The sequence below is a fragment of the Phycisphaerae bacterium genome (assembly GCA_018003015.1).
GTDB lineage: Bacteria > Planctomycetota > Phycisphaerae > UBA1845 > PWPN01 > JAGNEZ01.
Genome location: JAGNEZ010000075.1, coordinates 1 through 26,808, shown reverse-complemented (window position 1 = coordinate 26,808; position 26,808 = coordinate 1). Strand labels below are relative to the sequence as shown.

The window sequence follows — 26,808 nt, the reverse complement described above, 5'->3', positions numbered from 1 at the left end:
GGACGCGGACGGTGACGGGGACGTCGACCAGCGGGACTTCGGATCGTTCCAGCAATGCTACACCGGGTCCGCCAGCTCGGTCGGACCGGGCTGCGAGTGTTTCGATCGCGACCATGGTGGGCTGATCGACGAGAACGACTTCATCCTGTTCCAGGACTGCTTCACCGGCCCCGCCATCGTGACGGAACCGAGCGCGGACTGCCGCTAGGATCATCGGCGGGCACAAACGGACGCCTCATCGAGGAATGCAGGCGGCCGCCCGCCAAGGACTCGCTCCCTCGGGCGGCCGCGGGGGTCAGAGTTCCAGGTCTGCCCCGCGCCGCAACGGAACCACCGGCGGAACCGCAAAGGCGCGCAATCACGAGAAGAGGTTCAGGACCTCGTCGATGGTCTCGGTGAGCTGGCGAAGATCGAACGGCTTGGCGATCGTCGCGGCGAACTTGTGCTGCAGGTAGACGCGCTGGTCACCTTCGGTCAGGCTCGCGCTCATGGCGACGAGCTGCGTGCCCGACAGCTCGGGATGGCTGGAGAGAAACAACGACAGCATCGCAGGCTCCATGCCCGGCACGTCAACATCGACCAGCAAGAGGTGCGGGCGGGACTGCTCAACCAGGACACCGGCCTCAAACGCCGATCCCGCCACGCGAGCCTCGTAGCGCCCCGTGTCGTTGAGCCCGCGTTGAACGAGGCCGGCGAGATCAGTTTCCTGATCAACAATCAGGATCCGCATCAAGCCAGTCTCGATGCCGTCCAGCGGAATCCCGTGAACCTTCATGAAACGTACAAGCTGCGGGAGCGGAATGCGCCGATCGCGGCTGCCGGGAATGCGATAACCACGCAACTGCCCAGTGTCAAACCACTTGGACACCGTTCGCGGCGCGACCTTGCAGATCCTCGCGACTTCCCCAGTGGTCAGGACGGCTTTCGGCTTCGTCACCGCACCGCTCCTTTCGCTATCAGACCAACCCGCATATCCCCCATACACGTCACAGACCCTATCCCTATTTCGGTCGTTACGAACCGCGAGTTGGGCTCGATTTCGCGGCAAGACCACCGGAGCGTCGGCCGCCCGGACATGACCGCAGGGCGGGCCTTGGTTCATCCGCCTGAGGCCGACAAAAGTAGGTTCCTGCCGCGGGGCAAATGACCTTCCGGAAACCACAATGAAGTCTGCGTCCGATATCTTACTGTTGCCGTGTCACTGATCGCCCTGACCGTGATGATCCGGGCTTCGGCGTGCATGGCGCCTCCGACCCAGCCGGTCCCCCAGGCGCCTCCAGTCAGTCAGTCCTGGGGCACAGCAGCTTTCGCCAGACTACCCCCTGGACCCGCGGCATGGAACGGAGTGAATGGTTCGGCAACCCATGCCCTGGCGGCCGCGGAAAGCAGTTCACCCACCGGCAACGCCACCATCGCGGCGGCCACGCCGGTCAGCGGAGGCAGCGGTGGTTGCCACAGTGACGCGTTCGGCGGCGAGGCACGCTCCACGATCAACAATAGCGGCAACGAAACGAACCGCACCAGCCAACTGGCCATGGCCACCACCACGGTTGGCCAGAGCAACCTCCAGCTGACCTAGGAACTGATCGACGTCCTGAACAACGCCCGTACCGTGGGCGTGGTCTGCCAGTTCCGGGTCGGCACGTCCGGCGGTTGGACCACGCTCAGCGGGATGGGCGATCTGGCCCGGTCTCATTCCGTCTGGCCTTGCCGTTCCCTCCACACGTGCGCGAGAAACGAGACCCGTATTCCCCAATCCGGCTTCGTCTTCATGTGCTCGCCTTGAGACCGGAGTGCCGTCCCTCGAGTCGCGTCTCTCAGGCGCCCGCCCGCAACCATCGGGCCAGGTCCTTGGCGAAGTACGTGATGATCAGATCCGCTCCTGCCCGGGCAATGGCCAGCGTGGTTTCGATGGCAGCCCCCTGCTCACTGATCCATCCGTTAGCTGCGGCCGCCTTGATCGCGGAAAACTCGCCGCTCACGTGGTAGGCGGCCGTCACCATGCCGAACTCCTGCTTCACCCGCCAGATGATGTCCAGGTAGTTCATCGCCGGCTTGACCATGACGATGTCCGCCCCCTCTTCGACATCCGCAGCCACCTCACGCAGGGCCTCGTCGCCGTTGGCGATATCCATCTGGTAGGTCTTGCGGTCACCGAACCGGGGCGGAGACTCGGCCGCATCACGGAACGGGCCGTAGTAACTGCTGGCATACTTGGCAGCGTAAGCCATGATCGGGAGGTGAGAGAATCCAGCTTGGTCGAGCCCGGCCCGAATCGCTCCCACCCGGCCGTCCATCATGTCCGACGGGGCGATGATGTGAGCCCCCGCCTTGGCATGCGAGACGGCCTCCCTGACCAGCAGCGGCAGCGTCGCGTCGTTGTCGACGTCACGGACGCCGCCCCGCTCGACGATCGCCCCGCAATGACCGTGGTCGGTGTATTCGCACAGGCATACGTCCGTGACGACCAGCAGATCGGGACAGGCCTCCCGGATGGCCCGGGTCGCTCGCTGCACGATGCCGTCGTCGCGATAGGCTTCCGATCCAACGGCGTCCTTGTGCGACGGGATGCCGAACAGAAGCACGGCCGGGATCCCCAACCCCGCCAACTCCCGGCATTCCTCCACCACCGCATCGACGGATAGCTGGAACTGACCGGGCATCGACGGGATCGGGATGCGTATTTCACTTCCCGGCCGCACGAATAGCGGGTAGATAAACCGGTCTACCGACAGCCGAGTCTGCCGAACCATCCGCCGCAGGGTCGGATGGGATCTGAGCCGACGCATCCGAGTCACGGGAAATGCCATGAGATGATCTCCCCAGGCCTGAGCAGCTACCTCAGGCCAGCCCACACCACAAGAATCAGTGCAATCAGAACGGCCACGGCAACCGGCCAGAACCACCGCCGCGAACGCAGCTCCGCGCCGGGATAGTCCTCCTCCAACCACTGCCCGCAAGCCGGACACCGGTCAGCGTCGTCATAGACCTCCTCGCCACAGTAGCGGCACTTGATCGACTCGTCGTCGCCCTCGAGATCGATATCCTGCGGGAGGTCTCGGGTATCGTCGTATTCCTCAGGTGGCATGGGGTGTCTCCGGAGGCCTGGTCATGGCCTGCCCAGCCGATACCTGGAAGGCAAGCTGCTCGAGATGGACGGCTAGGTCAACGCCAGCCAGAGCCACGGGGCTGGGCACCGCCAGCGTGGTCGGAGCGAAATTGAGTATGCCCCTGATCCCCGCCTGAACCAGCCTGTCCGCCATCGGCTGCGCGACCTCGCACGGAAGACACAGGATAGCGATCTCAATCCGGAACCGCCGGACGACCTCCGCCAGCGATTCCACGGAGAGCACCTCCAGTTCAGAACCCGGACCGATCTTCTGGCCGACCTTCTCAGGATCGTTGTCGAACACGGCCACGATCTCGAAGCCCTTCCCGGCAAATCCGCGGTAGCTGAGCAGTGCCCTGCCGAGGTTCCCTGCTCCAGCGAGGAGCACGTTCCAGACCCGATCGGTTCCCAAGATGCGCCGTATCTGACCGATCGTCTCTTCGACCCGATAACCCACACCCGGGTGCCCGAACTGGCCGAAGTTTGCCAAGTCCTTCCGCACCTGGGCATCGGTCAGACCCAAGATCTTGCCAAGCTGAAGGCTGGATACCGTGCGACACTGCTGGCGAAGGAGGCCTTCCAGTTCGCGGAGGTAAAGACTCAGACGGCGAACCGACGGTCCGGGCACATGAGCGACGCGACCCGGCCGACGGTCACGATCTGGCGGTTCCGCGCGGGCTTCGTCGAAGGCCATAGGCTTCACTCTACTGAGTTGCGAAGGCCTTCGTCAAGTAAACCCTGGCTGAAAAGACGCGTAAGCTCTTGACTAGCCGACCCTTGTTTTCATCCCCCTGCTTGACATGCCGGGGGCGGTTGGGTTAGCTTCCATGCTTTCGACAATGTCCCGGTGCGAGCATGATGATCATGAAGTGGATGGTCAACGAGCGGCTAGCCTGTCTATGTCCCGCCTCCCTGGCTCTTCTGCTCCTGTTGGGCGCCTCTGCAGTCGCCCAGGAAGCGCCCAAGGAACCCAACTGGACCGAGATGCTCAAGAAGGGGCTGGCAGGCAAGGAATCACTGGACCGGCGGGCCGCTCAGCAGTGGCTGGACACCCAGGTTCAGCAACTGCTCACCAGCGAGGATCCCAAGACCGTCCAGGCACTCGGATCAAGCCTCTACACCAAGTTGACAGGGCACTACCAATCCAAAGACGCCAGCAGGGAGTTTCGCACCGGCCTCGCCGAGATCGTCGCGGAGTCCTTCACCAAGCACTACAAGCCTTCGGCGGATAGCGCCAAGCCCCCCCGTCCCTTAGGCGCGGCCATGGTGCTGATGATGCTCAGGGACTTCAAGCAGACAGCGTGCCTGCCCGGCTTCAAGGCAGCCCTGGCCGATCCCACACCCGGCCCAAGGCTGGTGGCGGCCGAGGGAATGGCCGGGATCAGGGAGCAACTGAACGACCAGGAGTGGGCCGCCCTGGTGGCGGAACTCCAGAAGGCCGCGGTCAAGGAGACCAGCAGTGTGACCTTGAGCCGAATCTACCGCGTTCTCATGGTCGAGACCACGAACCGAGCCGATGCAGTCATCCCCGTCCTGAACGGGATCCTGGACACCCGGCTCGCGTCCTATGAAAAGGAACTGAAGCGCCCAACGGAGGCAGACGGCGAACTGATTGCCTGGCTGGCTCGACGAGTGGAGAAGATGAACAACCCGGCGGTGCGAACGGGCACCTTGTCGCGGGCCACACGGCTTCTGGCAGACACCGTCGACGCGTTGGCCAGCGATCCGTCCGACGGTGAATGGCAGGAACCGCTTGAAAGGCTGATCATCGCTGTCGAGCCGGCCGTCGAATCCTTGGCCAAGGCTGTTGCCTCCAACCCCAACACCGCCCTGCCCAAACCCAGCATTCGGGACGCTTTGACCACCGGCGGCAAGGCACGTCGGAAGTTGATGACGGATGCTCTGGGAGCGCTCATCGGGACACCGGGGAAGCCCGGGGCACTGAATCAGAACCCCTTCAATCTGCCGGTGGGCCTCGACATCCAGCGGACGCCACGTCCAGCAACCACCTCCGCGCCGGCGTCCGGGCCCGCCAGGTAGACAGCCATCCAGATCGTTCAAATCCCGCTCTTGATCGCTAACCAATCCGTTTTCGCCTATAATGGCCGGCGGTCGGCTGGGCAGGCGACATCCCACCGGCCGTGTTGCCGTCTGAACGGCCTTGGTCGCTTGCACAACGTTCGGGTTGCCGGATCTGCACATGTCCTTACCCCTGGTCACGATTGTCGGTCGTCCCAACGTCGGCAAGAGTTCGCTGCTGAACATGCTGGCCGGACGCCGCATCAGCATCGTCGAGCCAACGGCGGGCGTCACCCGGGACCGGATCCAGGCGGTCTGCGAACACAACGGCGTCTACTTCGAAATCGTCGATACGGGCGGCTACGGCATCGTCGATCGGGATGACCTCAGCGACCACGTCGAGCGACAGATCACCTACGCCGTGCAGCAGGCCACGCTGATCCTCTTCGTGGTCGACGGCAGGGAAGGTGTGGTCCCGCTCGACCAGGCCGTGGCCCAGTGGCTTCGCGGATGCAAAAGTCCCGTGCTCCTGGTTGCCAACAAGGTGGACGCGTTCAACGTTCCCACTGAACTGGGCGACTTCCCGCGCCTGGGCTTCGGCTCCCCTTTGCCGGTCTCGGCCCTGCACAACCGCGGAGGAGACGAGATCAAGGACTGGATCACCCGCCACCTGCCGGACACGGGTGAGGTACCGCCCGAGCCGGTCATGAAGCTGGCCATTGTCGGCCGGCGCAACGCAGGCAAAAGTACGTTCATCAATGCCTTGGCCGGCCAGGAACGAGTCATCGTGTCGGAAGTACCGGGCACGACCCGGGATGCTGTGGACGTTCGTTTCGAGCGCAACGGCCGGCCATTCCTGGCCATCGACACGGCCGGCCTCCGCAAACGCAGCAAGATCGCGGATGACATCGAGTATTACGGCTTCCACCGCGCTCAGCTTTCCATCCGCCGGGCCGACGTGGTCCTGTTCCTGATCGACTCGACGAGCAAAGTCGGGCACGTCGACAAGCAGCTTGCGGAGTACATCGCCGACCAGCACAAGCCGTGCATCCTGGTCATCAACAAATGGGACTTGGCCAAGGACCAGGCCACCACCGAAGACTACGGCGATTACCTGCTGAAGGTCATGCCTTGGCTGGACTACGCGCCGGTCGCATTCACGACCGCCAAGGACGCCAAGAACATACAGTCGGTGATCGACCTGGCGACCACCCTGTTCAAGCAATCGCACACCCGGGTCGGGACCGGCGAACTGAACAGTGTTGTCGAGGGCATCCTGAGCGAGACGCCACCCAGAGCCAAGCACGGTCGCGGCCAGATCAAGGTCTTCTACGCGACACAGATCTCCGTGGGCCCGCCCACGATAGTCCTTTTCGTCAACGACCCGGCTCGGGCGTCACGGAACTTCGAGCGGTTCCTCATCAACCGATTGCGCGAAGCCCTGCCCTTTGCGGAGGTGCCGATGCGGCTCATCTTCCGCGGGCGACAGAGAAGCGGGGGAGAGTATCGAGCGGCGACGGGTGAACTGGCGGAGCATACTGACGGGAAGTAGACCATGAGTATTCACGTGCAGTGTGAGAAGTGCGGGCGCGGGCTGGTTGCCCCGCGCGAGGCGGCTGGCAAGCAGGGCAAATGCCCGCAATGCCAGAGCGACGTCTACATACCGACTCCCGAAGAGGAGATCGAGGAGTTGCCGCTCGCCCCAGAAGACGAGCGTGAGCGGGAGCGCGAAGCTCGACTACTGGCCGAACGCCGGCAAGTCGACCACATGCTCGCCCATGAAACCGCCGGACCCGACGATGCGGCACCTCGCTCGCCTGCCCGCACCGGCGGACCAGCACCCGGAACCGGGCGAACCACCGTGAAGGGAGTTGTACTCGCCTACCTGGCCGCTATGCGTGATTCGGATCTCGCCCGCGCCGAACAAGCCCTGACCCTGCTAGCCGACCATCGCGACGAGACCCTCAAGGTCATTGAGCGGCTGGCCGCCGACCAAATCCCCCCACCGGAGATGGCCGGCGTCCCTGTGGCCGTCTACCAGGGCTTCCTCAAAGGCCTGCACGCCAAGATGTGAGCGTGACGGAGAGGCATGGCCCAACGTCATTCCTCGCCCGCCTGGACGGGTCGGACCCGAAAAACGACAAGGACCCCTCCCCCACGGCAAGCCGCGGGAGAGAGGTCCTCATCAAACGTCAGACACGGTTCGTCATCAGCCAGGAGACCGCAAGGCAGCGGGCTGTCAGCTACTCGCCGGGACCCTCACTTCAGCTCGCCCTTCTTGGCAGGCTTCTCGTCGGATTCGTCTTCCTGCATTTCCATGTCCATGCCTCCCTGGGAGCCCATTCCGCCCATCAGCATGGGCATGAGTGGAGCGGCCATCTCCTTGAGCGAAAGAACCAGTTCCATCGGCACGATCACATGGACTTCCTGAGCAGTGGGATCGACCTTGTTCGAGGTCATCGCGATTGGAGCGGCGTTCTTCATCGCCAGTGGGAAGGGCAACGGCTGGTTGAGCTTCACCGAAACCGCGCTGATCAGGGCCAACAACTGGTCCACGTTGAAGTAGACCTCGGCGTTCCTGGGGCCGCCCGGCAGTCGCTTCGCAATCTTCTGGATGCTCTCGCTGGCACTCAAAGGCGATTCGGCCTTGGCAATGTGCTGGGCGATCTGTTCGAAGCGCTTCGCACCACCACCCAGAGTGGCCAACACGTATTTGTCGCCGACCGCACCCACCCGGAACAGGATCCCGTCCGGCCCGGCGATCGACTTGATCTGGTCGAGGCTCTCCTTCTCGTCTTTGATGTCCGGCAGCTTGGCTAGATCGACAACCAGTTGGTCGACACTCGCCCCGCCAATCTGCTCAGCCTTGGCCTTCCACTGGATCCCCTCGGAGATCGCCTTGACCTCGTCGTCCTCGAGGCCCTCGTTTTCCTTGGCGACCTTCAGAGCGGCATCCTTGGCCTGATCGAAGATCTTGTGAGAGTCCTCTTGCCATTGCCTGGCATTGTCCGTCTTCAGGATGGCAGCCAAGCCGATCAGTCCCTGGTTATCCGCGGCCGGCAGGCCGGAAACACTCACGCTCGCGGACTCGAAGCCACCCAAGACCTTCACCAAGCCGTCCTTCAAGGCGCGCAATTCCCCCTCGCTCAGGGCCTCGCCGACCATGCCCTTGACCAGCACCTGATCAAGGGCCTCCTGAATCTCCTTCTGCCGAAGCTCTAGCGCATCGGCACCGACAACCCCCATCGCCAGAATGGCGGGCTCGTTGGGCAGGCCAAACAGCAAGCTGCCTTCCGCACCCTTGACCGCAGCCATCTGTTTGCCGATCTCCGAACTCGGATCGGCTCGGAAATAACCGCTGATGTCCAGGCCTCGCTGGTCGACGGAGATGGCAACGGAGGCCTCGGTCGCGGAATCGATCGCCTTGTTGATCTGCTTGAGGCTCTGCTCCGTGGCCTCTTCGTCGCCCTCATTGGCCATGCCCATCACACCTTTGAGCATCGACCCGACTTCCTCGCGGATCTTGGGGGAGAAACCACGGAAGTTCACCCAGCCGAACACGTCTCGCTCGGCGAACGCCTTGGCCCGCTCAGAAGCCATCGTCTTGATGATCCCCTCGCCCTTGGCCGCAGCGATCGCCTTCAGCGTCTCCTCCTGCTGGGTGAGCACTACGAACTTCTGGACGGGCACGGCAAGGAAAGACTCCCCCATCAGGGTCACCTTGGCCGGTCCGTCACCCTTCTCGCCGCCCAGGTGCTCGATCACCGCGGCCGGATCACCCGCGGGCAGGAAGATGGCGGCCTTCTCGGACATCGCCTCCACACTCTCGACGTCACGGCAGTTCAGCAGCACGATGGCCGCACCACCCGTCGTGTCCACCCCTTCCTTCAGGCCGGCGTTCTCCTTCGCCCAGTCCAGCGGACCCGGGAACATGCCGTCAGGACCACCCAGAGGGAAACCCAGCGAGCGGGCGATCCCGATCACGTCTTTGTCCAGTTCATCAAGGCTGCGAATTGCCAGGAATGCGGTGGCATCCTCCGGGATCGCCTTGAGAAGAGCCGTGGGCGATGCGGGAACACCCGCCGGCTTGTCCGCCTTGGCAGCGGGATCCTGAGCCCGGATCACCGCCGGCATCGTCAGGAAGGCGACCAGAAACAGCACGCTCGTTGTCCATTTGGCTTTCTTCATACGCATCATTCCATTCCTTCTTTGAGGTTTCCCTACCAGACCCAAAGGCGGCAAAACGCGCCGTACTGCATACCCGTCCCGCGAAGTGCCGTCAAGCACCGGGGTAACAGAGAATAGACACCTCTGCCGACTGGAAGTTTCCAAATCCGCTGAAAAGCGGCTTTCGCCGCCTACCCGGAAACGCGACAATAACACTCCCGAATCACGAAAAAGCCGTTTCCGCCTTCTCCGAGCCGGCACATGACTGGGGCGACGGCCTGCCATCGGTCCGGGCCTGTTGGCCGGATCGTCCGAGAAACCCAGGGTTGGCGGTCGCCGTAAGGGCGATGGTCGAAACCGACAGCTCGACGTAGAATCCCCTTTCAATGGCGGGATGGCTTTCACACCACAGGCGCTCCCCGCACCCCCCTATCGGCCGTGCGGGCGGACCCGTCTCGGTCTTCGCCACCCTGGCTTGCCTCTCGGGCGCCTGCGTGCCCCCTCCTCCCCCCCTGCCTATCGCCCCGATCTTCAATTTCCACGATCTTGAGCCCGGGCGGGCGTATCGCTCCGGCCAGCCCAACGCAATCGGGCTCACGCTGGCCATCCTGCAGTTCAACATCAGGACGGTCGTAAACCTCAAGGGTGCAAGCCCCGCCGAATCATGGTACGAGTCCGAGAAAGCGGTCTGCGATGCCATGGGCGTCGCCCTGCGAAACCACACCATGGACGGCGGTACCCTGCCATCCGGCGAGACCCTGGGAGCCATTGTGGAAACCCTCCAAACTGCTCAGTACCCGATCCTCATCCACTGCCAAATGGGCGCCGACCGCACCGGAGCCATTTCAGCGATCTACCGCATGGCCATTCTGGGTCACCCAAAAACAGAGGCCCTGGCCGAGCTCACTCCACGCTACTTCCACTCCCGCGAAGATACCCCCTGCATGGACAAACTGGCGGAGATCTATGAGCCCGGTCCGGACTGGCTGGCCCAGTACACCGAAACCGCAGGCACCATCAGTTGTGCGCCTTGATTCTCCACCTCTTGTTCGTATTGCCTACCACGGGACTTGAGCCACAACCCTTCAGTCAGGATCTCGCGCCCCTTGTTCCAGCGCCGATCTTCTAAGCATGGCTCGAGTCCCACCGGAGCGAGCCCGACCCTCCACAGTACGTAAACCGATGGCTCGCCCAGTCACAGCAACATGGGGAAAAACCTTGGGCGTCCCACCGCATCCAGGTATAATCGCGGGTACACGTTCACGGCCATCGCCCGGGTGGGCTCTTCTGGCGGAGGGGGGCGATGGCGAACCGCATGGCAACGGTCCACGATCGGTTATCGGTCATTGAACAGCCGTGAGGGGTGGGATGAGGCACAGCAACGTCTTCCAAAGCAGGTTCCAGGCGGCTCTGCCGTGGTGCATCACGGCGGTCCTGCTCCTCGCCACCGGATCCTCAACGCTCCTGGGGCAATCCTCCCTGGATCTGTCCGTCGACCGCAAACCCGCGGACGTCAGCCGACTCTCCAAGGTCTTCGGGACAGACAGCCGTCAGCAGGTGACATCCACCACCTCGCCCCCCTGGTCCGCGATCGGCCTGGTCGTCAGCACCTGGGACAACCGAGGGACATGGGTCGGTACCGGCGTGATGATCGGCCGCCAGACAGTCCTGACCTGCGGACACAACGTCTGCGACCCCACCGAGCGATGGGCAGACAGCATTCTGTTCGTCCCGGGCAAGAATGGCACGAACGAGCCCTTCGGCCGCATCTCCGTCGTTCAGCGGTTTGCCTGGGATGCATGGATCCAGAAGGGCGACGGCCAGTATGACATCGCCGTTCTGGTTCTGGCCTCACCGATCGGCAGCCAGACTGGCCAGATGGACTATGCGGCCCAGCCCCCGGCCTTCTTCAACAACCGGCTGCTCGACTCTGCTGGCTATCCGGGCGATCTGGCCGTCGAGTACGGCATGTACTCGGAGTCCGCGACGGCCCGCGAGGCGGACGGAAACCTCATCCTCCACACTTTGGATACCACGGCGGGCCAGAGCGGCTCGCCGCTCTGGAGCTACGACGCGAAAACCGACACTCGAACCATTGTCGGGGTCATGCGAGGTAGCCGCACGACCACCAGCACCAACGGAACCACGGTCGAATGGAACGTTGCGGTCAGGATCACCGAGCAGTTCGAGGCCTGGATCGGGGACCTGATCGCCAAGCATGACGGCGGTTCCACCGATCCCCGCCACGCCGGGACCGGTAGCACCGCTGCCACCATGGGCAATCGATCCGACGGCTCGGGCTCGCTCGTCCCTGCCTGTGGAACGGGCAGCCTCGGCCCTCTGGCCCTTGCCCTGGCGGCCTTGCCCCTGCTTAAACCGTCGCGTCGGTCAGGCCACGGTTGATCGCAAGCCAAGCCTGGCGTATCCTTTGTACACCTAGATTTCGGGGAGGTATGCGTCATGGCACGACGAGCTTTAGAGTACATCCTGCTGAGTGGGCTCCTGCTGGCCTGGGGCTGCGAACAGAAAGGTGATGCCACGTCTGCGTTCAACGAAGGCGTGGACGCCGGCGGCAGACGGTTGGTGCCGATCAAGTCGCCAAGCCGCAAGGTTGACAAGGGCATGATTGCCGCCGCGGCCAGCGCCGAGGAAGCCTCGGGCCGCAAGCCGGCCGGTGGAACTCCCGGAGCCGGCACGACCGACACCCCGGCGATCACCATCGACGCATCGACGCCCGACGGCGTCGTCAGAGCTTACGTGGAGATCGCGGCTGCCGGGAACATGGCTCAGATGCCCGACCTCCTGGTGCCAGAGCAGGAGAAGATCGTCCGGCCATTGGCTGAGACCCTTGCGCCACTGATGGACGCATTCCGACAGCTGCAGGCTGCCTGGACGGAGAAATTCCCGAACGATGCTTTCCCCGCGAACCGTGCCGGGACTCCCGTGGCCATCGGGGCTGCGAAGTATAAGGCAGGGAACATCAACAAGACGAGTGACGAGGAAGCCACCGTGGACCTCGAGCCGGAGGAAGGTATGCCGGGCAAGGCCATCACCCTGAGGCTCAAACAGATCGATGGCAGCTGGAAGATCGAAGATCCGTCCGTCCCGCCACCCGACAAAGCCGAGGAGGAAATAGCCAAGTTCGCCAACTTCGTTCCCAAGCTCGCCGAAGCGACCCAGGATGTGGCGGCCAAGATCCGAGAGGGCCAACTGACTACGGCCAAGGATGCACAGGAAGCGTTCGCCAAAGCGTTCATGGCCGTCATGCTGCAGGGCCAGGGAGGCGGATCTGCAGATGGTGAGGCCCCGCCGCCGAACGAAGCCGCACCCAAGACCGACGAAGCTCCCAAAGACCAACCGGTGGACGGCGGCGTGTCCCCCCAGGCTGACCCGCTTGACGGGACCTACACCGGCCCCAACCAGCTGCGCAACAATCGCTGATCTCCGACATCCGTGTGTGATCCGAACCGATCATCCGTGAGCCCCCCGGCCCCGGCTACGCCGACGGCTCGGTGGCGGGACGAGTTGCCTTCCCTGCTGCGGCTCGCCGCCCCCAATGTCGCCGCCACAGCGGCCGAGACGATCATGAGCTTCACCGATTTCGCGATCGTGTCGAAGCTCGGTCCGACCGTCGGCTCGCAAGCCCAGGCCGCGGTCTCGTCCGGCGGCATGATCTACTTCAGTTTCTTCGGTTTCCTCATGGGCGTCATGGTCTGCGTGACCACCGTGGTGAGTCAGTCGCTCGGAGCCGGGCGGCTTCGCGACTGCTCGGCATACGCATGGCAGGCCCTGTGGCTGAGCGTCATCGCCACCTGCGCCGGCTTCGCCCTGTGGCCCGTCATCCCAAGCCTCTATGCCCTGATCGGCCACGAACAGGCCGTCCAGGAAATGGAGACCGTCTACACCCAGATCCGCCTGCTGGGACTCGGCGTAGCCGGTGCCTGCTTCGCCCTCGGGCACTTCTTCAACGGCATCCACCAGCCTCGTCACAACGCCTACTCCATTGTCGGCACAGTCGTCCTGAACGGCGTCCTGACAATCGCCCTGGTCTACGGCAAGTGGGGCCTTCCCGCACTGGGCGTGGCCGGAGCCGCCTGGGCCACGGTCATCGCCAACGCGGTTCGCCTCATCTGGCTTCTCGGCGTCATGCTGTTCAGCAGGCCGACCGCCCCGTTCCAAGCGACGCGCACATGGCCGCTCAACCTGGATAAGATGCGACGGCTCGTTCGCGTGGGACTCCCCTCTGGCTGTGCTTTCGTGCTCGACATCACTTCCTGGGCGATCTTCCTGACCGTCATCATTGGCCAGTTTGGAACCAGCGCCCTCGCCGCCACGGCCATCTGCTGGCGGTACACCGAGCTGTCCTTCATGCCTGCCGTGGGCATCGGGCATGCGGTTGCGACACTGGTCGGGCGGTCGATCGGGGCCGGCCAGCCCGATTCCGCGCGCCGCCAAGCCTTCGCTGGCGCGATCGTGAACATGCTCTACATGGGTACGCTGGCTCTGATCTTCACCTGCTGCGGCCGTCCGCTGGTGGCCCTGCTGAGCACGGACGCGGCGGTGGTTGATCTGGGGAGCCGGCTGATGATCTTCGTCGGCTTGTGGCAACTCCTAGACGCCGTCGCGGTGACCTACAGCAACGCCCTGCGCGGTGCCGGCGATACGCTCTGGCCAGCAGTCGTGGGCAGCGTCCAAGTCTGGGTATTCATGATCGGCGGATCCCTCCTGATCGCCTATCTCAAGCCGGCATGGGGGCCGTACGGTCCCTGGGCACTGGCGACCCTGGACATCAGCATCGTGGGGGTGATCATGGCGGTTCGCTGGCGTCTTGGCGCTTGGGAACACATGGACGTCATCGGCCGGCACCGCGAGGCCTTTCCGGCAGGGTCGATCGGGGCCCTCGACAACCTGCCGTCGCCTCCTCGGGATGACACCTCGCCAGCCTAACCTCAACCCAGACTGGAAGTTCCGGCAAATCGCTCTAGAATGGTCGGTTTGTGTCGCGCGGCAGGTCGGCAGGCCCGACTTGTCCGCTTGCCCGTGTCTGGGCAGGGATGGCGGCCGATCGCCGACGGCCGATGGCATCCCCCGGCCTCGGTTTTCGGCGTTACCGGCTGCGACGCGTCTGCCGCGGCGAGCCGGCTTTGGGCTTGAAGAGCACCATGTTCAAGGAAGTACCCGCACAATTCGATTTCCCGGTCGCCGAGCAACAGATCCTCGCGTTCTGGGAACAAAACGGCATCTACGAGAAGTCGCTCCGGCAGCGCGAGGGTGGTCCGGCGTTCGTGTTCTACGAAGGCCCGCCGACCGCCAACGGCCTGCCTCACCCCGGGCACTGCCTCACCCGGATCATCAAGGACGTCTTTCCCCGCTACAAGACGATGAGCGGCCACTACTGCCACCGCAAGGGCGGCTGGGACACACACGGCCTGCCGGTCGAGGCCGAGGTCTGCAAGGGCCTCAAGATCCACACCAAGGAGGAGATCGAGGCCTATGGGATCGAGAAGTTCATCCAGCTGTGCCAGCAGAGCGTCTTCCGCTACATGAAGGAGTGGGAGGAACTGACCCGACGGCTGGGCTTCTGGATCAACCTGCCCGAGGCCTACGTCACCTACCATCAGTCCTACGTGGAGAGTGTCTGGTGGGCACTGGCCACGCTGTTCCGGCGCGGACTGCTCTACCAGGGACACAAGGTTGTCTGGTGGTGGCCGCAGGGCGGGACGGCGCTGTCGTCGGGCGAGGTCGGACAGGGCTACCGGGAAGTGGATGATCCCTCCATCACCGTGCGGTTCCGCGTCAAGGGTGAGCCCAAAACCAGCTTCCTGGCCTGGACCACGACGCCCTGGACGCTACCCAGCAACGTCGCCCTGGCCGTCCACCCGGAGGTCGACTACGTTCGGATCGCGGTGGAGGACGAGCAGTTCATTCTCGCCAAGCAGTTGATCCCCGCGGTCTTCAAGGGACTGCCGGTCAAGCTCGACCAGGACATCCGCACCGTTCGCGAGATGAAAGGAGCGGAACTGGTCGGCATGAAGTACGAACCGATCTTCGACTATGCCACTCCGCAGGGCGGCAGGGGCTGGGAGGTCATCTCCGCCGACTTCGTTACGCTCGACACCGGCACGGGAATCGTTCACGTGGCCCCCGCGTTCGGCGAGGATGACTACCGGGCCGCCCAGGAACACGGCCTGGGCATGCTCCAGCTCATCGCCCCCGACGGCACCTTCGTGCCCGAGGCCAGGGAATTTGCCGGCCGCTTCTGCAAAGAGGCTGATCCGGACATCATCAAGTGGCTCAGGGACAAGGGCGTCCTGCTCAAACGCGAGAACTACCGTCACGATTACCCCTTCTGCTGGCGGGCGGAGGAAGACCCGCTCATTCAGTACGCCCGCAAGAGTTGGTTCATCCGCACCACCGAGTTCCGCGACCGTTTCCTGGCCAACAATGGCCAGATCAACTGGCTGCCCGAGCACATCCGCGACGGGCGGTTCGGCAACTTCCTGGTCGACAATGTGGACTGGGCCCTGTCACGCGAGCGATTCTGGGGAACTCCCCTGCCCATCTGGCAGTGCGAGCAGACCGGCAAGCAGGAGGCCATTGACTCCTACGCCGAGCTGCTGGCCAAGCCCGGGGTCCAGGGCACGGAGATCTGGGAGCAGGCCAAAAAGGCCAAGCCCGGCTTGGTCGACGATCTCAAGGTCCACAAGCCCTACATCGATGCGGTAACCTACGACTCACCCTTTGCGCCCGGCGCCCGCATGCGTCGTGTACCCGAGGTCATCGACTGCTGGTTCGACAGCGGCTGCATGCCGTTCGCCCAGTGGGGCTATCCGCACAAACTCGGCAGCGCGGAACTGTTCAAGCAGCGATTTCCGGCCGACTTCATCAGCGAGGCGATCGACCAGACCCGCGGGTGGTTCTACACTTTGCTGGCGATCAGCACCATGCTGTTCAGCCACGAACAAGACCCGTGCGGCACCGGAACCTCGCCGGCAGGGTGCGTTTCATCCGCCGAGGCCAACGCTTGCCACACGTTCGGAAAAGACTACCCCCACCCCTACCGCAACTGCATCGTGCTCGGCCTGGTCGGCGGCGAAGACGGCAAGAAGCTGTCCAAGAGCAAACGCAACTACAAGGAGCCGACCTACATCTTCGACCGCGAAGGGGCCGACGCCATGCGCTGGTCGATGCTCAGTAGCCAGGCTCCCTGGACCGGGGCACGGTTCAAGGAAGACGCCATCGCGACCGATCAGCGCGAGTTCCTCATCAAGCTGTACAACGTTTACAGCTTCTTCGTGATCTACGCCAACATCGACCGGTGGACACCGGCCACCGGTGAGGAGAAGCCCCGCGAGTTCAGCGAGCTGGATCGCTGGGTGCGGGCCGAACTGCAGCAGACCATCGCCGACGTGCGCGCAGCCATGGATCGCTACGAGAACTACCCCGCCTGCCGGCGGCTGGTCGACTTCGTCGACGCGCTCAGCAACTGGTACGTCCGCCGCTCGCGCGAGCGCTTCTGGCGGTCGGGCATGGACGCGGACAAGAACGCCGCCTACTCGACGCTCTGGTCCACGCTGGCGACGCTGTGCAAGGCCATTGCCCCGTTCACGCCCTTCTTCGCCGAGTCGCTGTATCAGAACCTGGTCCGATCGCAGCTGCCCGACGCCAAGGAAAGCGTCCATCTGTGCGATTATCCGGTGCCAGACGAGAAGGCCGTCGACGGATCCCTGCTTCAAGAGATGGCCATCGTTCGCGAGATCGCATCGCTCGGCCGCGCCGCCCGCATGGACGCCAAGCTCAAGGTCCGCCAGCCGCTGGGCGTCGTGGAAATCGTCCTGGCCGCCCCGGAGCACCGCCAGTGGCTCGACGGCCACCTCCCGCTGATCGCCGACGAACTGAACGTGAAACGCATCGAGTTTGCGGCAGACGCGGACCGGTACGTCAGCTATGAGGTCAAACCGAACTTCAGAGCCATCGGCCCCAAGTTCGGTAAGCTCGGGCCGGCCATCCAGCAGGCCCTGGCGCAGGCCAACGCGGCCGTGCTGCGCCGACAACTCGATGAGCAGGGCAAGGCGACGCTGACTGTCGCCGGACAGACAGTCGTGCTCACCTCCGAGGACGTCCAGGTCACACTCAAAGCCAAGGAGGGCTGGGCCGCGGCCCAGGGATTGCAGGTGGCGGTCGTGCTCAGCACCGAAATCACCCCCGATCTGAAAGCCGAGGGTCTGGCCCGCGATGTCATTCACCTCATTCAGAGTGCCCGCAAGGACGAGCAGCTCGACTACCAGGCCCGCATCTGCATCCGAATGAACGCCACCGGCGAAGTGGCCGCTGCAGTCCGACAGTTCGGCGCCTCCATCCGGAACGAGACGCTGGCCAAGGATCTCACCCTCGACGAGCAGCTCACCGCCGGCAAGCACGCCGGCGAAGTGGAAGGCGTTCAGGTCCAGTTTTCGATCGAGGTGGTCTGATTGCATCATGAACGCGACCGCAGGGCAGGTGTGCCATCATGACATCCCAGAGCGAACGTCTTCGAATCGCGGTCCTTATCTCCGGCGGGGGACGATCGCTGCAGAACCTGATCGACCGCATCAGACACGGCGAGCTGGACGTCGAGATCGCGGTGGTGATCTCATCGCTGTCCAAGGTCAAGGGCGTCGAGCGGGCGCGGGCGGCTGGGCTACCGCTGGCCATTATCCGCACCCAGGATTACCCGGACCTCGACGAGTTTAGCCGAAGGATCGCCGAGACGCTGGACGCGCATCGGGTTGGCCTGGTCTGCCAGGCGGGGTGGACGTGCTTCTGGCAGATCCCCGACCGCTGGCTGGGCAAGGTCATGAACATTCATCCCGCCCTGCTGCCCAAGCATGGCGGAAAGGGGTTCTACGGGCACCACGTGCACGAGTCGGTGCTGGCGGCCGGTGAGAGCGAGAGCGGCTGCACCGTCCATCTCGCCAACAACGAATACGATGCCGGCCCGATCATCATGCAGCGGAAGGTGCCGGTCCTCCCCGGCGACACGCCCGACACGCTGGCGGAACGCGTCTTCGCCCAGGAGTGCATCGCCTATCCGGCCGCCATCCGCCTCTTCGCCAAGGGCCACCTGGTGGTCCAGGACGGCCAGGTGTATCTCCACCGTCCCGGCCGGGAACGACTCATTCCGCCCCACCGGACCGGAACGGAGTGAGAGCCGAGAACCCCAGCGCCGAAAGCCGAATTGGGGAACGGGGCGATCGTCAATCGGCAGTCTACGGTCGGCGATCAGTGCATGCGCGTTCAATCTCGATCAAGGCCTACACGGCGCAGTCGTCGCCCCGTATGCAGCGGATGAACCTCAGCACGTCGCCTCGCTCGGGCATCGCTGGAAGAACCGGTTAACGTTCAACACGATGCGGCTCTCTCGCCAGCTCCGCCGCGGTCAGCTGCTCAGCGGCCGGTCGATCCACCTGGACAGGCTCAGGTCGTGTAGTCCGCGTTGATCTTGATGTAGTCCCGCGACAGATCACAGGTCAGGACCCGATCACAGGCCTTGCCGGCGCCGAGGTCAACGGCAATGCTCACGTGCCTCTGCAGCATCATGCGGCTCAGCTTGCGTTTGTCCAGACCCGGCGCCGGGGCCCCTTTTCTGAAGAGTGTCGTCTTGTCCAGCCGGATGACCACGCGCTCGGGCTGGTAGGCGACCCTGGTCTGCCCCAAGGCCTGCACGATCCGCCCCCAGTTCGGGTCTCCGCCGTGGACGGCGGTCTTGACCAGCGGACTGACCGCGATCGTGCGCGCGGCGGCATGGGCATCGGCGTGCGTCTTCGCTCCGGTCACACTCACTTCCAGCACGCGTGTGGCCCCTTCTCCGTCGGCTGCGATCTGATAGGCGAGCGACTCGCAGACTTCACCCAGAGCCACGGCAAAGCAGATCTCCGCCTTCCTCGAATCCAGCGGCAGGGCCAGGCCGCTGGCCATGATCGTCACCGTATCGCTGGTCGACTCGCACTCATCGACGGTCACGCGGTTGAACGTCGGCTCGATCGCTGCCTTGAGGAATGTACGCAGCCTGGCGGCCGGCACGCCGGCGTCCGTGGTGAGATAGGCCAGCATCGTGGCCATGTTCGGGGCGATCATCCCGCTGCCCTTGCAGCAACCGGCGACGGTCACGATCTCTTTGCCGATCTTGAATCGAGCGGTGGCCTGCTTGACCTTCAGGTCCGTGGTCATGATCGCCCGCGCGAATGACAACCCGGCCCGAGCCGACCCAGACAAGGCCTCCACCGCCCTGTCGATACCCTTGAGGATCTTGTCCATCGGGAGGAACTGACCGATCACGCCGGTGCTCGACGGCAACACGTCGGTCTCGTCCACGCCGATTCCCTCGGCTACCCTGCGGCACATCGCCCGGGCGTCGGCCACGCCCCGCCTGCCGGTAGCCACGTTCGAGCAGCCGCTATTGACCACGACGGCGTGCAGGCACCCGTCGCGGGTGTGCTCGCGACCCACGATGACCGGCGCCCCGCAGAACCGGTTGCGTGTGAACACTGCGGCGGCCGTGCAAGGAACCTCGCTGGCGATGACGCCGACGTCGAGCCGGTTGGCGTGCTTGATGCCGGCCATGGCCGCGCCGGCCTCGAAGCCTCTCGGTGCTGTAATGGTGTGATTAGACAAGGCCCTCTGTCTCCTTCCGTCCGAACATGATATTCATGTTCTGAATCGCCTGCCCGGCGGCCCCCTTGACCATGTTGTCGATGGCTGAAAGCACGATGATCCGCGACTTGACCACTCGTGCAGTCAAGTCGCAGAAGTTGGTCCGAGCCACGTCGCCCGTCCGGGGTGGGCTTTTGCGAAGCCGCACGAACGGCTCGTTCTGATAGGTCTCGGCAAGTACCTGCATGACGTGCTCGGTCGAGACCGGCTGACGCGGGTGCAGGTAGATAGTCGAGAGGATCCCTCGTTCCATCGGGATCAGGTGTGGGGTGAAGATTACCGACGACTTGCTGGCCCGCACGTAGGGATCGAGGGTCCGTTCGATCTCGACCATGTGGCGATGCTCGCCGATCTTGTAGGCCTCGAAAGTCTCGTGGCGTTCGGGGAAGTGGTGCTCGGGTTTCGGGTCGCGACCCGCGCCGCTGATGCCGCTGGCCGCGTCCACGATAATGTCCTTGGCCTCGATCAGCCCCGCGCGAAGCAGGGGAATGATGCCCAGGGCGGCCGACGTGGGATAGCAGCCGGGATTGGCGATCAGGGCGGCGGTGCGGATCTTTTCGCGATAGACCTCGGGCAATCCGTAGACCGCCCGGGCGAGGTTGCCCAGATCGGTGTGCTCTTTGCCGTACCACTGCTGGTACTCGGCCGGCTCCTTGAGGCGGTAGTCGGCGGAGAAATCGATCACCCGAATGCCGGCGTCGAGCAGCCTGGGGGCGAGGTCCATGGTCAAGCCGTTGGGCAGGCACATCATGACGACGTCGACCCGACCCTTGAGGGCGGAGGCGTCGATCGGTTCGCAGCGCAATTCGAGACGGCCGGCCAGTTCCGGGAAGACCTCGTCGATGCGCGGCTGCGGATCGCGGCGCGAGCAGAGGGCGACGATATCGACTCCGGGATGGACCAACAGCCAGCGGATCGTTTCCCGGGAGGTGTATGCGGTAGCGCCCACGATGGCCACGCGTACTTTGCTGTTCTCTGCCATGACTGCGCCTCGAGGCTTGTGGGGTTCAACTCTGCAAGGTACGAAGAGAACGACCCCGACAGTTTACCGCCGGGGTCGTGTGAGTGATACGGGAGTCCGTCGGTGAACGATCAGCGTTTCGAGAACTGGAAGCTGCGGCGAGCGCCGGCTCGGCCGTATTTCTTACGTTCAACCATTCGGCTGTCCCGGGTGAGGTAGCCGCCGTCCCGGAGCACGTCATCGTATTCGGCGTTCGCCTTCTTGAGGGCACGTGCCACGCCCAGGACAATGGCCCCGGCCTGGCCGCTCGGGCCGCCGCCCTTGACGTTGACGAACACATCGACTTTGCTGAGTGTTTCGGTGGCCTTCAGGGGGGCGACGATATCGCTGCGATCGCGCTCTTCCGCGAAGTACTTATCGATGGGACGCTTGTTGATCTCGAACTTGCCGGTGCCGGGCTTGATGCGGACGCGGGCGATCGACGTTTTGCGACGGCCGGTTCCCCAGAAGTAGTGCTTCTTGGCGTCGGGGGCGGGGATCGTCGCCGATGCTGGTTCGGTTGTTTCCACTGCTTTTGTCTCGTTTTCTGCCACGTTCACTTCCCTCGTCGTCGCCTGCCTTCGACGGTCTCGCGTCCGTCTCTATCGGTTCACTGAACCGGCCCGGGATTACCCGCAACCGGTAGGAGCTTCTCGGCGCTCAGCCTTTGACTTTCAGCGGCTTGGGTTGCTGGGCCTGATGGGGATGGTCGGGCCCGCCGTAGACCTTCAACCGGCTCAGCATCTCGCGGCCCAGCTTGTTGCGCGGCAGCATGCGCTTGACCGCTTCCTTGATCACTCGTTCGGGGTCTCTCTCGATGACCTCGGCGATTGGCTCGACCTTGCGGCCGCTGGGATAGAAGGAGTACCGCTGGTAGATCTTCTGCTCCATTTTCCGACCGGTCAGTTTCACCTTTGCTGCGTTGATCACGATGACGAAATCGCCGGTAAGCACGTGGGGGGTGTACTCCGGCCGGTGCTTGCCCATCAGGATGGTGGCCAGTTGGCTGGCCATGCGGCCGAGGACCTTGCCATCCGCGTCCACCAGATGCCACTGCCCGCCAACCTGACTTGGCTTGGCCAGGTATGATTTCGTCGCCGCACTGAGCATGACTGTCACCGACTTCCGTCAATCGAGGTTTTCGCTTCCGGGGACTCGCTAGCCCCTAAATCCAATGAGCCCCTTATCTTACCGCTTTTACGTGCCGGGTCAAGAGAGCCCGCCGAGTCACTTCTCGCCGGCCGTGTCGCCCCTCGGCCGTCTTCCCCTGCCCCCATAACTCATTGCCAAGAAATGACTTATGGGGAACCAGGCGATTGCTCCTCAGCCTCAGCTCACCTTGGAACCGGGAGCGACATCGGCATCCGGGGTCAACAGGATGACGCGGGTGTGCTCGGGATTGCTGGCCGCCAGGAGCATGCCTTTGCTTTCCAGGCCGCGCATCATGCGGGGGGCCAGGTTGACCACGACGATGATGTTGCGGCCGACGAGGGAGGCCGCCTCGTAGTGCCCGCGCAGGCCGGCGCAGATTTGACGCTGTTCCGTCCCAACATCCACTTTAAGGACGATGAGTTTGTCGGCCTTGGGGTGGTCGAAGGCTTCCAGGACCTTGGCCACGCGCATATCCACCTTGACGAAGTCGTCGTATTGGATTGCAGCCACGCCCTCGGCAACACTGGCCGGGGTGCCGGTTGGAACACTGGGTTGTTCGCTCATGCCACCATCTCCCGTTGTTCGGATGCTGCAGCCACTCGACGGCCAGGCCGCAGAGTGGTTTTGACCAAACGAAGCCAAACGCAGGTTTCCCAGTTTACCCTGGTCCGAGGCGCGCGTCGAGGAGTCGGCTTCGCGCCGCGGGCGGCCTTGGGTATGCTTTGCAGCCGACATACAACTGAAGAACACGCCGGACGTTCCGTGGATTCCGGCGTGAGCGGGTCGTTTGTCAGGAGATCAGGCATGGCCAAGACGTGGAAAGCGGGGGTTATTGCGTGTGGGTCGATTGCCCAGGCGATGCACTTGCCGGGCTACGAGAAATGCCCAGACGTCGAGTTGGTCGGGGCATGCGATCCCGAGCCGAAGAGGCTGGCCGAAGCCCGCAAGATCGGGGCCGGACTCAAGACCTATCGCGATTATCGCACGATGCTGGGTGCTGAGCAGTTTGACGTCGTCTCGGTTTGCTCGCCGAACAAGTTCCATGCCGAGCACGCCATCGCCGCCCTGGAGCATGGGGCCCACGTTCTGCTGGAGAAGCCGCCGGCGGTGTCGATGGAGGAGATCGCAGCCATCAAGGCGGCGGCCAAGAGGAGCGGCCGCAAGCTGATCGTCGGCTTCTCACACCGCTTGATGCGCGGCAACCAGAAGATCCAGAAGCTGCTCGGGGATGGAGTGATCGGGGAGCCGTACATGATCCGGGTCCGGTTCGCCCATCGGGGCCCGTATCCCGGCTGGGCCAGAAGCGACTGGTTCTACAGTCCGGTGCTGGCGATCGGCGGTGCCCTGCTGGACATGGGCATCCATGCGATCGACCAGGCCCTGTGGCATCTCGGGCCGGTCAAGCGGGTCCAGGCGCTAGCTCGGACGCTGCGTAAGGACATTCGCGTGGACGACAATGCGGTGCTGCTGCTCGAGTATGCCAACGGCAAGGCTCTGGGCTACATCGAGGTTGGTTGGACCTGCCCCTCAGGCTTCAGTGGCATTGAGATCATGGGCGACAAGGGCAGCATCGTTCACAACTACAGTTCCGCGTTGACCGTTACCACGGGGCGCTGCACGCCGGACATGAAGACCCGCCCCAGGATGAAGACTCGCGTGGTGGACAAGGACCCGACTCACGGCGGCTGGAGGATTGAGATCGCCGAGGTGGTCAAGGCCATGCGGATGAACTCCGATCGGGGCATGGGCATCGACGCCGGCGGGGCCGCGGTGGCGGTAGCCCTCGCGGCGTACAAATCATCGCGGACGGGGAAGGCCGTGGAAGTTGCCCGGGCAAGGTGAGAGGCGGCTTGCGGCGATCATCCGTGCCGGCCATGTTGTCACGACCAGGGTTGGATCCGGAGGTGGGTTCCTCTTTGGCCTCGTTTCGATTTCCGGTTGTTCGACCGGGGCCATTCCCGGCCACGTCCGGCGTCACCCCTGCACGCCGGCGAATCCATCCCCACTTCAATCTCCTTGAACTGCTTGACCTACTCTTGCCGAGCTTGAGATGCAGGGGAGAAGCTGGTAGTGTGAGGTGGGAACGTTCGGGTGGTCATCTCTTCCTCGGCGTTGCATCCAGAGGAGGACCGTGGTCCCCGGCCATCGTTCCGTTCAAGTGAATCGAGGCCAGGAAGATGAAGCTTTGCCGAACAGACAAGCGAGTTGGCTTTCTGCTTCTCGGGCTTGTCAGCCTTGCGGCTTCGGCGGAGGGGAAGGTCGTGTACGTGGCCAAGACGGGCGGCGACGTCAACGACGGCCTATCCTGGGCGACGGCCAAGCTGACGGTTCAAGCCGGGCTGAATACCACCCTATCTGGCGATCAAGTCTGGGTTGCGGCGGGCACGTACGTCGAACGCATCGCCCTCAAGGCCGCAGTTGAGCTCTACGGTGGGTTTGCCGGCGGCGAAACCGGACTGGGGCAGCGTGACTGGAAGGCGAACCCGACGATCCTGGACGGCAACCAGGCCGGCAGCGTGGTTACGGCGCCAGCCGGGGCAACGGCCACCGCGCGCATCGACGGATTCACGATTCGCAACGGCAAGGCCGCCTACGGCGGCGGGATCTACTGCGCCTCCTCTTCCTCGCCGACGATTTCGAATAACACGATCACGGAAAACAACGTCGCCGGAAAAGGCGCCTGCGGTGGTGGGATTTACTGTGACGGCGGCTCGCCGGCGATCTTGAATAACACGCTCACGGGAAACGGTGTATACCAACCCGAGACCTTCAGTGGCGGCGGTGGTGGAATCGGCTGCTCGAACGGCTCTCCGACCATCTCGAACAACACGATCACGAGAAACAGCTTAACCGGGGCTCCCTCCTGCGGTGGAGCGATCTGTTGCATCTCCTCGGCCTCGCCGACGATCTCCTACAACGCCATCACGGACAATACGGCTTTGGGATTGGGTGGTGGGATCTTCTGCAGCCTCTCATCGTCTGCCAGGATCTTGGGCAACACGATCGCACGTAACGTCTCGTCTAATGGTGGCGGCGGGATCTACTGCGTCTCCTCTTCCTCGCCGACAATCGCGAACAACGCGATCAGGGAAAACAGCGTAACCACGACCACCTATTCCTGCGGCGGTGGAATCTACTGCTCTGGTGGCTCGCCAGCGATCTCGAACAACACGGTTACGGGAAACACGGCGTTCTCCGACGGCGGTGGAATCTACTGCGACTCTTCCGCTGCGACGATCGCCAATACGATCGTAGGGTTCAATTCCTCGGGCATATGTGCTTCTGGTTCGGGCGCACCGAGCCTTCGGCACAGCTGCGTCTACGGCAATGCGGGCTACAACTACTCCGGCGTGACCGACCCGACGGGCGCCAACGGCAACATTTCGGCCGATCCCCAACTGCTGGCCGCCGACTACGGCGAGGTCCATTTGAGGGCGGGGTCGCCGTGCATTGATGCGGCCGCTGACGCCGTGGCCGAGCCCGACTGGGTGGACATGGACGGCGAGCCGCGCATCCAGGGCACGCACGTTGACATGGGGGCAGACGAGTTCAATGGAACTCCGCCCTTGATCCCGGCGAAGATCATCGTCCGGGTGAGTCCTTCCGGCAATGACTGCAATGACGGCTCGAGCTGGGAGCTGGCCAAGCAGACGGTGCAGGCGGGCATCGATGCGACAGCAGGTCCCGGCGGTGGAGACGTGTGGGTAGCGGCCGGCACGTACAGCGAACGGATCACCCTGGGCATCTTCTTCCACGTGTACGGAGGCTTTGCGGGAACGGAGACCAGCCCGGACCAGCGCGACTGGGTCACCCATGCGACGATTCTGGACGGCAACGCCGGCGGCAGTGTGGTGAGCGTGACATTCGGCAGTGTCCTGAGCGTCCTCGATGGCTTCACCCTCCGCAACGGTAAGGCCGCCTCCGGCGGCGGGATTCACTGCTCCTCCTCTTCGCCGAGGATTTCGAACAACACGATTGCCGGGAACAGTGCCAGCTACGGCGGCGGAATCAGCTGCTCCGGCGGCTCGCCGACGATCTCGAATAACACGATCTCGGGGAACAACGCGCAGGCTAGCGGACTGCTCGGAGGTGGCGGCGGGATCTACTGCGTCTCCTCCTCGCCGACGATCTTGAACAACACGATCACAGGGAATGCCGGCAAGCGCGGGGGGGGAATTTACTGCGACTCTTCCTCCCCAACGATCACCAACACCATCATCGGGTCCAATTCATCGGGGATCTATGCGTCCGGTTCAGGCACGCTGAGCCTTCGGCACAACTGCGTCTACGGCAATGCAGCCTACGACTACTCCGGCCTGGCGGACCCCACGGGCACCGACGGCAACATCTCGGTCGATCCACAACTACTGGCGGTCGAGTACGGTGAAGTTCATCTGGGGTCGAACTCCCCGTGCATCGATGCGGGTGATGACGCTGTGGTACGACCCGGGTGGGTGGACATGGACGGCGAGCCGCGCGTTCAGGGCGTACGCGTGGACATCGGGGCGGACGAGTTCGACGGGACGACGCCTTCGTTCACGCCAAGGGTCGTTCGGGTGAGCCCTTCGGGCAACGATGACCATGACGGTTCGAGCTGGGAACTGGCCAAGCGGACGGTGCAGGCGGGCATCAACGCCATCGCAGGCCCTGGCGGCGGTGACGTGTGGGT

Annotated in this window: 23 protein-coding genes; 13 read left to right on the top strand and 10 right to left on the bottom strand. The window is 63.8% G+C overall.

Going from position 1 to position 26,808, the window contains the following annotated elements:
- Positions 1 to 208 (top strand): hypothetical protein (locus KA354_21790; protein ID MBP7937285.1); only part of this gene is annotated, 208 nt, incomplete at its 5' end.
- A gap of 150 nt (positions 209 to 358) precedes the next feature.
- On the opposite strand, the gene KA354_21785 is transcribed toward KA354_21790, so the two are convergent.
- Complete coding sequence (locus KA354_21785) at positions 359 to 937, bottom strand: response regulator (protein MBP7937284.1); 579 nt, start codon at positions 935 to 937, stop codon at positions 359 to 361.
- Between the two features lie 408 nt (positions 938 to 1,345).
- Between KA354_21785 and KA354_21780 the strand changes: the two genes are divergently transcribed.
- Entirely contained in the window at positions 1,346 to 1,579 is a 234-nt protein-coding gene (locus KA354_21780; protein MBP7937283.1) for a hypothetical protein, read from the top strand.
- A gap of 238 nt (positions 1,580 to 1,817) precedes the next feature.
- Here KA354_21780 and hemB read toward each other — a convergent pair whose 3' ends face one another.
- The 3 genes from hemB to KA354_21765 are packed head-to-tail and all read right to left on the bottom strand — an operon-like array spanning position 1,818 to position 3,803.
- The gene (hemB, locus tag KA354_21775) at positions 1,818 to 2,810 is read right to left on the bottom strand and encodes a porphobilinogen synthase (GenBank protein ID MBP7937282.1); all 993 of its coding nucleotides are present in this window, start codon (positions 2,808 to 2,810) and stop codon (positions 1,818 to 1,820) included.
- A gap of 26 nt (positions 2,811 to 2,836) precedes the next feature.
- A complete protein-coding gene (locus KA354_21770; GenBank protein MBP7937281.1) occupies positions 2,837 to 3,088 on the bottom strand; it encodes a zinc ribbon domain-containing protein in 252 nt (83 codons plus the stop codon).
- Entirely contained in the window at positions 3,078 to 3,803 is a 726-nt protein-coding gene (locus tag KA354_21765) for a redox-sensing transcriptional repressor Rex (GenBank protein ID MBP7937280.1), read from the bottom strand. The genes KA354_21770 and KA354_21765 overlap by 11 nt, the downstream gene beginning before the upstream one ends.
- Before the next feature lie 161 nt (positions 3,804 to 3,964).
- On the opposite strand from KA354_21765, the gene KA354_21760 reads away from it, so the two are divergent.
- From KA354_21760 to KA354_21750, 3 genes are all read left to right on the top strand, one after another.
- Positions 3,965 to 5,149: a hypothetical protein gene (locus KA354_21760; GenBank protein ID MBP7937279.1), complete on the top strand. Its 1,185-nt coding sequence runs from the start codon at positions 3,965 to 3,967 to the stop codon at positions 5,147 to 5,149.
- Between the two features lie 160 nt (positions 5,150 to 5,309).
- Positions 5,310 to 6,680, top strand: coding sequence for a ribosome biogenesis GTPase Der (gene der, locus KA354_21755; GenBank protein MBP7937278.1), 1,371 nt, complete (start codon positions 5,310 to 5,312; stop codon positions 6,678 to 6,680).
- Positions 6,681 to 6,683: 3 nt separating this feature from the next.
- On the top strand, positions 6,684 to 7,202 hold the full coding sequence (locus tag KA354_21750) for a hypothetical protein (GenBank protein ID MBP7937277.1): 519 nt from the start codon (positions 6,684 to 6,686) through the stop codon (positions 7,200 to 7,202).
- Positions 7,203 to 7,387: 185 nt separating this feature from the next.
- Here the strand turns inward: KA354_21750 and KA354_21745 are convergent, their stop codons facing one another.
- On the bottom strand, positions 7,388 to 9,325 hold the full coding sequence (locus KA354_21745) for a hypothetical protein (GenBank protein ID MBP7937276.1): 1,938 nt from the start codon (positions 9,323 to 9,325) through the stop codon (positions 7,388 to 7,390).
- Between the two features lie 464 nt (positions 9,326 to 9,789).
- Between KA354_21745 and KA354_21740 the strand changes: the two genes are divergently transcribed.
- The 6 genes from KA354_21740 (at position 9,790) to purN (ending at position 18,482) form a co-directional block, all read left to right on the top strand.
- The gene (locus tag KA354_21740) at positions 9,790 to 10,329 is read left to right on the top strand and encodes a tyrosine-protein phosphatase (protein MBP7937275.1); all 540 of its coding nucleotides are present in this window, start codon (positions 9,790 to 9,792) and stop codon (positions 10,327 to 10,329) included.
- 334 nt (positions 10,330 to 10,663) lie between these two features.
- On the top strand, positions 10,664 to 11,698 hold the full coding sequence (locus KA354_21735; GenBank protein MBP7937274.1) for a trypsin-like peptidase domain-containing protein: 1,035 nt from the start codon (positions 10,664 to 10,666) through the stop codon (positions 11,696 to 11,698).
- 57 nt (positions 11,699 to 11,755) lie between these two features.
- Positions 11,756 to 12,736, top strand: a complete 981-nt coding sequence (locus KA354_21730; GenBank protein MBP7937273.1) for a hypothetical protein — start codon at positions 11,756 to 11,758, stop codon at positions 12,734 to 12,736.
- A 36-nt stretch (positions 12,737 to 12,772) separates the two neighbouring features.
- Entirely contained in the window at positions 12,773 to 14,242 is a 1,470-nt protein-coding gene (locus KA354_21725; protein MBP7937272.1) for an MATE family efflux transporter, read from the top strand.
- Between the two features lie 215 nt (positions 14,243 to 14,457).
- Positions 14,458 to 17,766 (top strand): isoleucine--tRNA ligase, encoded by a 3,309-nt coding sequence (locus tag KA354_21720; protein ID MBP7937271.1) that lies wholly within the window; start codon positions 14,458 to 14,460, stop codon positions 17,764 to 17,766.
- Between the two features lie 38 nt (positions 17,767 to 17,804).
- Complete coding sequence (gene purN, locus KA354_21715) at positions 17,805 to 18,482, top strand: phosphoribosylglycinamide formyltransferase (GenBank protein MBP7937270.1); 678 nt, start codon at positions 17,805 to 17,807, stop codon at positions 18,480 to 18,482.
- A gap of 269 nt (positions 18,483 to 18,751) precedes the next feature.
- Here purN and argJ read toward each other — a convergent pair whose 3' ends face one another.
- The 5 genes from argJ to metG form a co-directional block, all read right to left on the bottom strand.
- On the bottom strand, positions 18,752 to 19,948 hold the full coding sequence (gene argJ, locus KA354_21710; protein ID MBP7937269.1) for a bifunctional glutamate N-acetyltransferase/amino-acid acetyltransferase ArgJ: 1,197 nt from the start codon (positions 19,946 to 19,948) through the stop codon (positions 18,752 to 18,754).
- Positions 19,941 to 20,969 carry an N-acetyl-gamma-glutamyl-phosphate reductase gene (locus KA354_21705; GenBank protein ID MBP7937268.1) on the bottom strand — a complete coding sequence of 343 codons (1,029 nt, stop codon included), beginning with the start codon at positions 20,967 to 20,969 and terminating at the stop codon, positions 19,941 to 19,943. Before KA354_21705 ends, argJ begins: the two co-directional genes overlap by 8 nt.
- Before the next feature lie 110 nt (positions 20,970 to 21,079).
- Positions 21,080 to 21,487: a 30S ribosomal protein S9 gene (gene rpsI / locus KA354_21700; GenBank protein MBP7937267.1), complete on the bottom strand. Its 408-nt coding sequence runs from the start codon at positions 21,485 to 21,487 to the stop codon at positions 21,080 to 21,082.
- Between the two features lie 160 nt (positions 21,488 to 21,647).
- Positions 21,648 to 22,097 carry a 50S ribosomal protein L13 gene (gene rplM / locus KA354_21695; protein MBP7937266.1) on the bottom strand — a complete coding sequence of 150 codons (450 nt, stop codon included), beginning with the start codon at positions 22,095 to 22,097 and terminating at the stop codon, positions 21,648 to 21,650.
- 219 nt (positions 22,098 to 22,316) lie between these two features.
- Complete coding sequence (gene metG / locus KA354_21690) at positions 22,317 to 22,703, bottom strand: methionine--tRNA ligase subunit beta (protein ID MBP7937265.1); 387 nt, start codon at positions 22,701 to 22,703, stop codon at positions 22,317 to 22,319.
- Positions 22,704 to 22,943: 240 nt separating this feature from the next.
- On the opposite strand from metG, the gene KA354_21685 reads away from it, so the two are divergent.
- Positions 22,944 to 23,981, top strand: a complete 1,038-nt coding sequence (locus KA354_21685; protein ID MBP7937264.1) for a Gfo/Idh/MocA family oxidoreductase — start codon at positions 22,944 to 22,946, stop codon at positions 23,979 to 23,981.
- 335 nt (positions 23,982 to 24,316) lie between these two features.
- Positions 24,317 to 26,808, top strand: a 2,492-nt coding sequence (locus tag KA354_21680; protein MBP7937263.1) for a right-handed parallel beta-helix repeat-containing protein, incomplete at its 3' end; no start/stop codon positions are given.

Bases quoted from the DNA above. Each gene is read 5' to 3' on its own strand.
- hemB (MBP7937282.1), bottom strand. From the start codon at position 2,810: ATGGCATTTCCCGTGACTCGGATGCGTCGGCTCAGATCCCATCCGACC.
- KA354_21770 (MBP7937281.1), bottom strand. From the start codon at position 3,088: ATGCCACCTGAGGAATACGACGATACCCGAGACCTCCCGCAGGATATC.
- KA354_21765 (MBP7937280.1), bottom strand. From the start codon at position 3,803: ATGGCCTTCGACGAAGCCCGCGCGGAACCGCCAGATCGTGACCGTCGG.
- KA354_21760 (MBP7937279.1), top strand. From the start codon at position 3,965: ATGATGATCATGAAGTGGATGGTCAACGAGCGGCTAGCCTGTCTATGT.
- der (MBP7937278.1), top strand. From the start codon at position 5,310: ATGTCCTTACCCCTGGTCACGATTGTCGGTCGTCCCAACGTCGGCAAG.
- KA354_21750 (MBP7937277.1), top strand. From the start codon at position 6,684: ATGAGTATTCACGTGCAGTGTGAGAAGTGCGGGCGCGGGCTGGTTGCC.
- KA354_21745 (MBP7937276.1), bottom strand. From the start codon at position 9,325: ATGATGCGTATGAAGAAAGCCAAATGGACAACGAGCGTGCTGTTTCTG.
- KA354_21735 (MBP7937274.1), top strand. From the start codon at position 10,664: ATGAGGCACAGCAACGTCTTCCAAAGCAGGTTCCAGGCGGCTCTGCCG.
- KA354_21730 (MBP7937273.1), top strand. From the start codon at position 11,756: ATGGCACGACGAGCTTTAGAGTACATCCTGCTGAGTGGGCTCCTGCTG.
- KA354_21720 (MBP7937271.1), top strand. From the start codon at position 14,458: ATGTTCAAGGAAGTACCCGCACAATTCGATTTCCCGGTCGCCGAGCAA.
- purN (MBP7937270.1), top strand. From the start codon at position 17,805: ATGACATCCCAGAGCGAACGTCTTCGAATCGCGGTCCTTATCTCCGGC.
- KA354_21705 (MBP7937268.1), bottom strand. From the start codon at position 20,969: ATGGCAGAGAACAGCAAAGTACGCGTGGCCATCGTGGGCGCTACCGCA.
- rplM (MBP7937266.1), bottom strand. From the start codon at position 22,097: ATGCTCAGTGCGGCGACGAAATCATACCTGGCCAAGCCAAGTCAGGTT.
- metG (MBP7937265.1), bottom strand. From the start codon at position 22,703: ATGAGCGAACAACCCAGTGTTCCAACCGGCACCCCGGCCAGTGTTGCC.
- KA354_21685 (MBP7937264.1), top strand. From the start codon at position 22,944: ATGGCCAAGACGTGGAAAGCGGGGGTTATTGCGTGTGGGTCGATTGCC.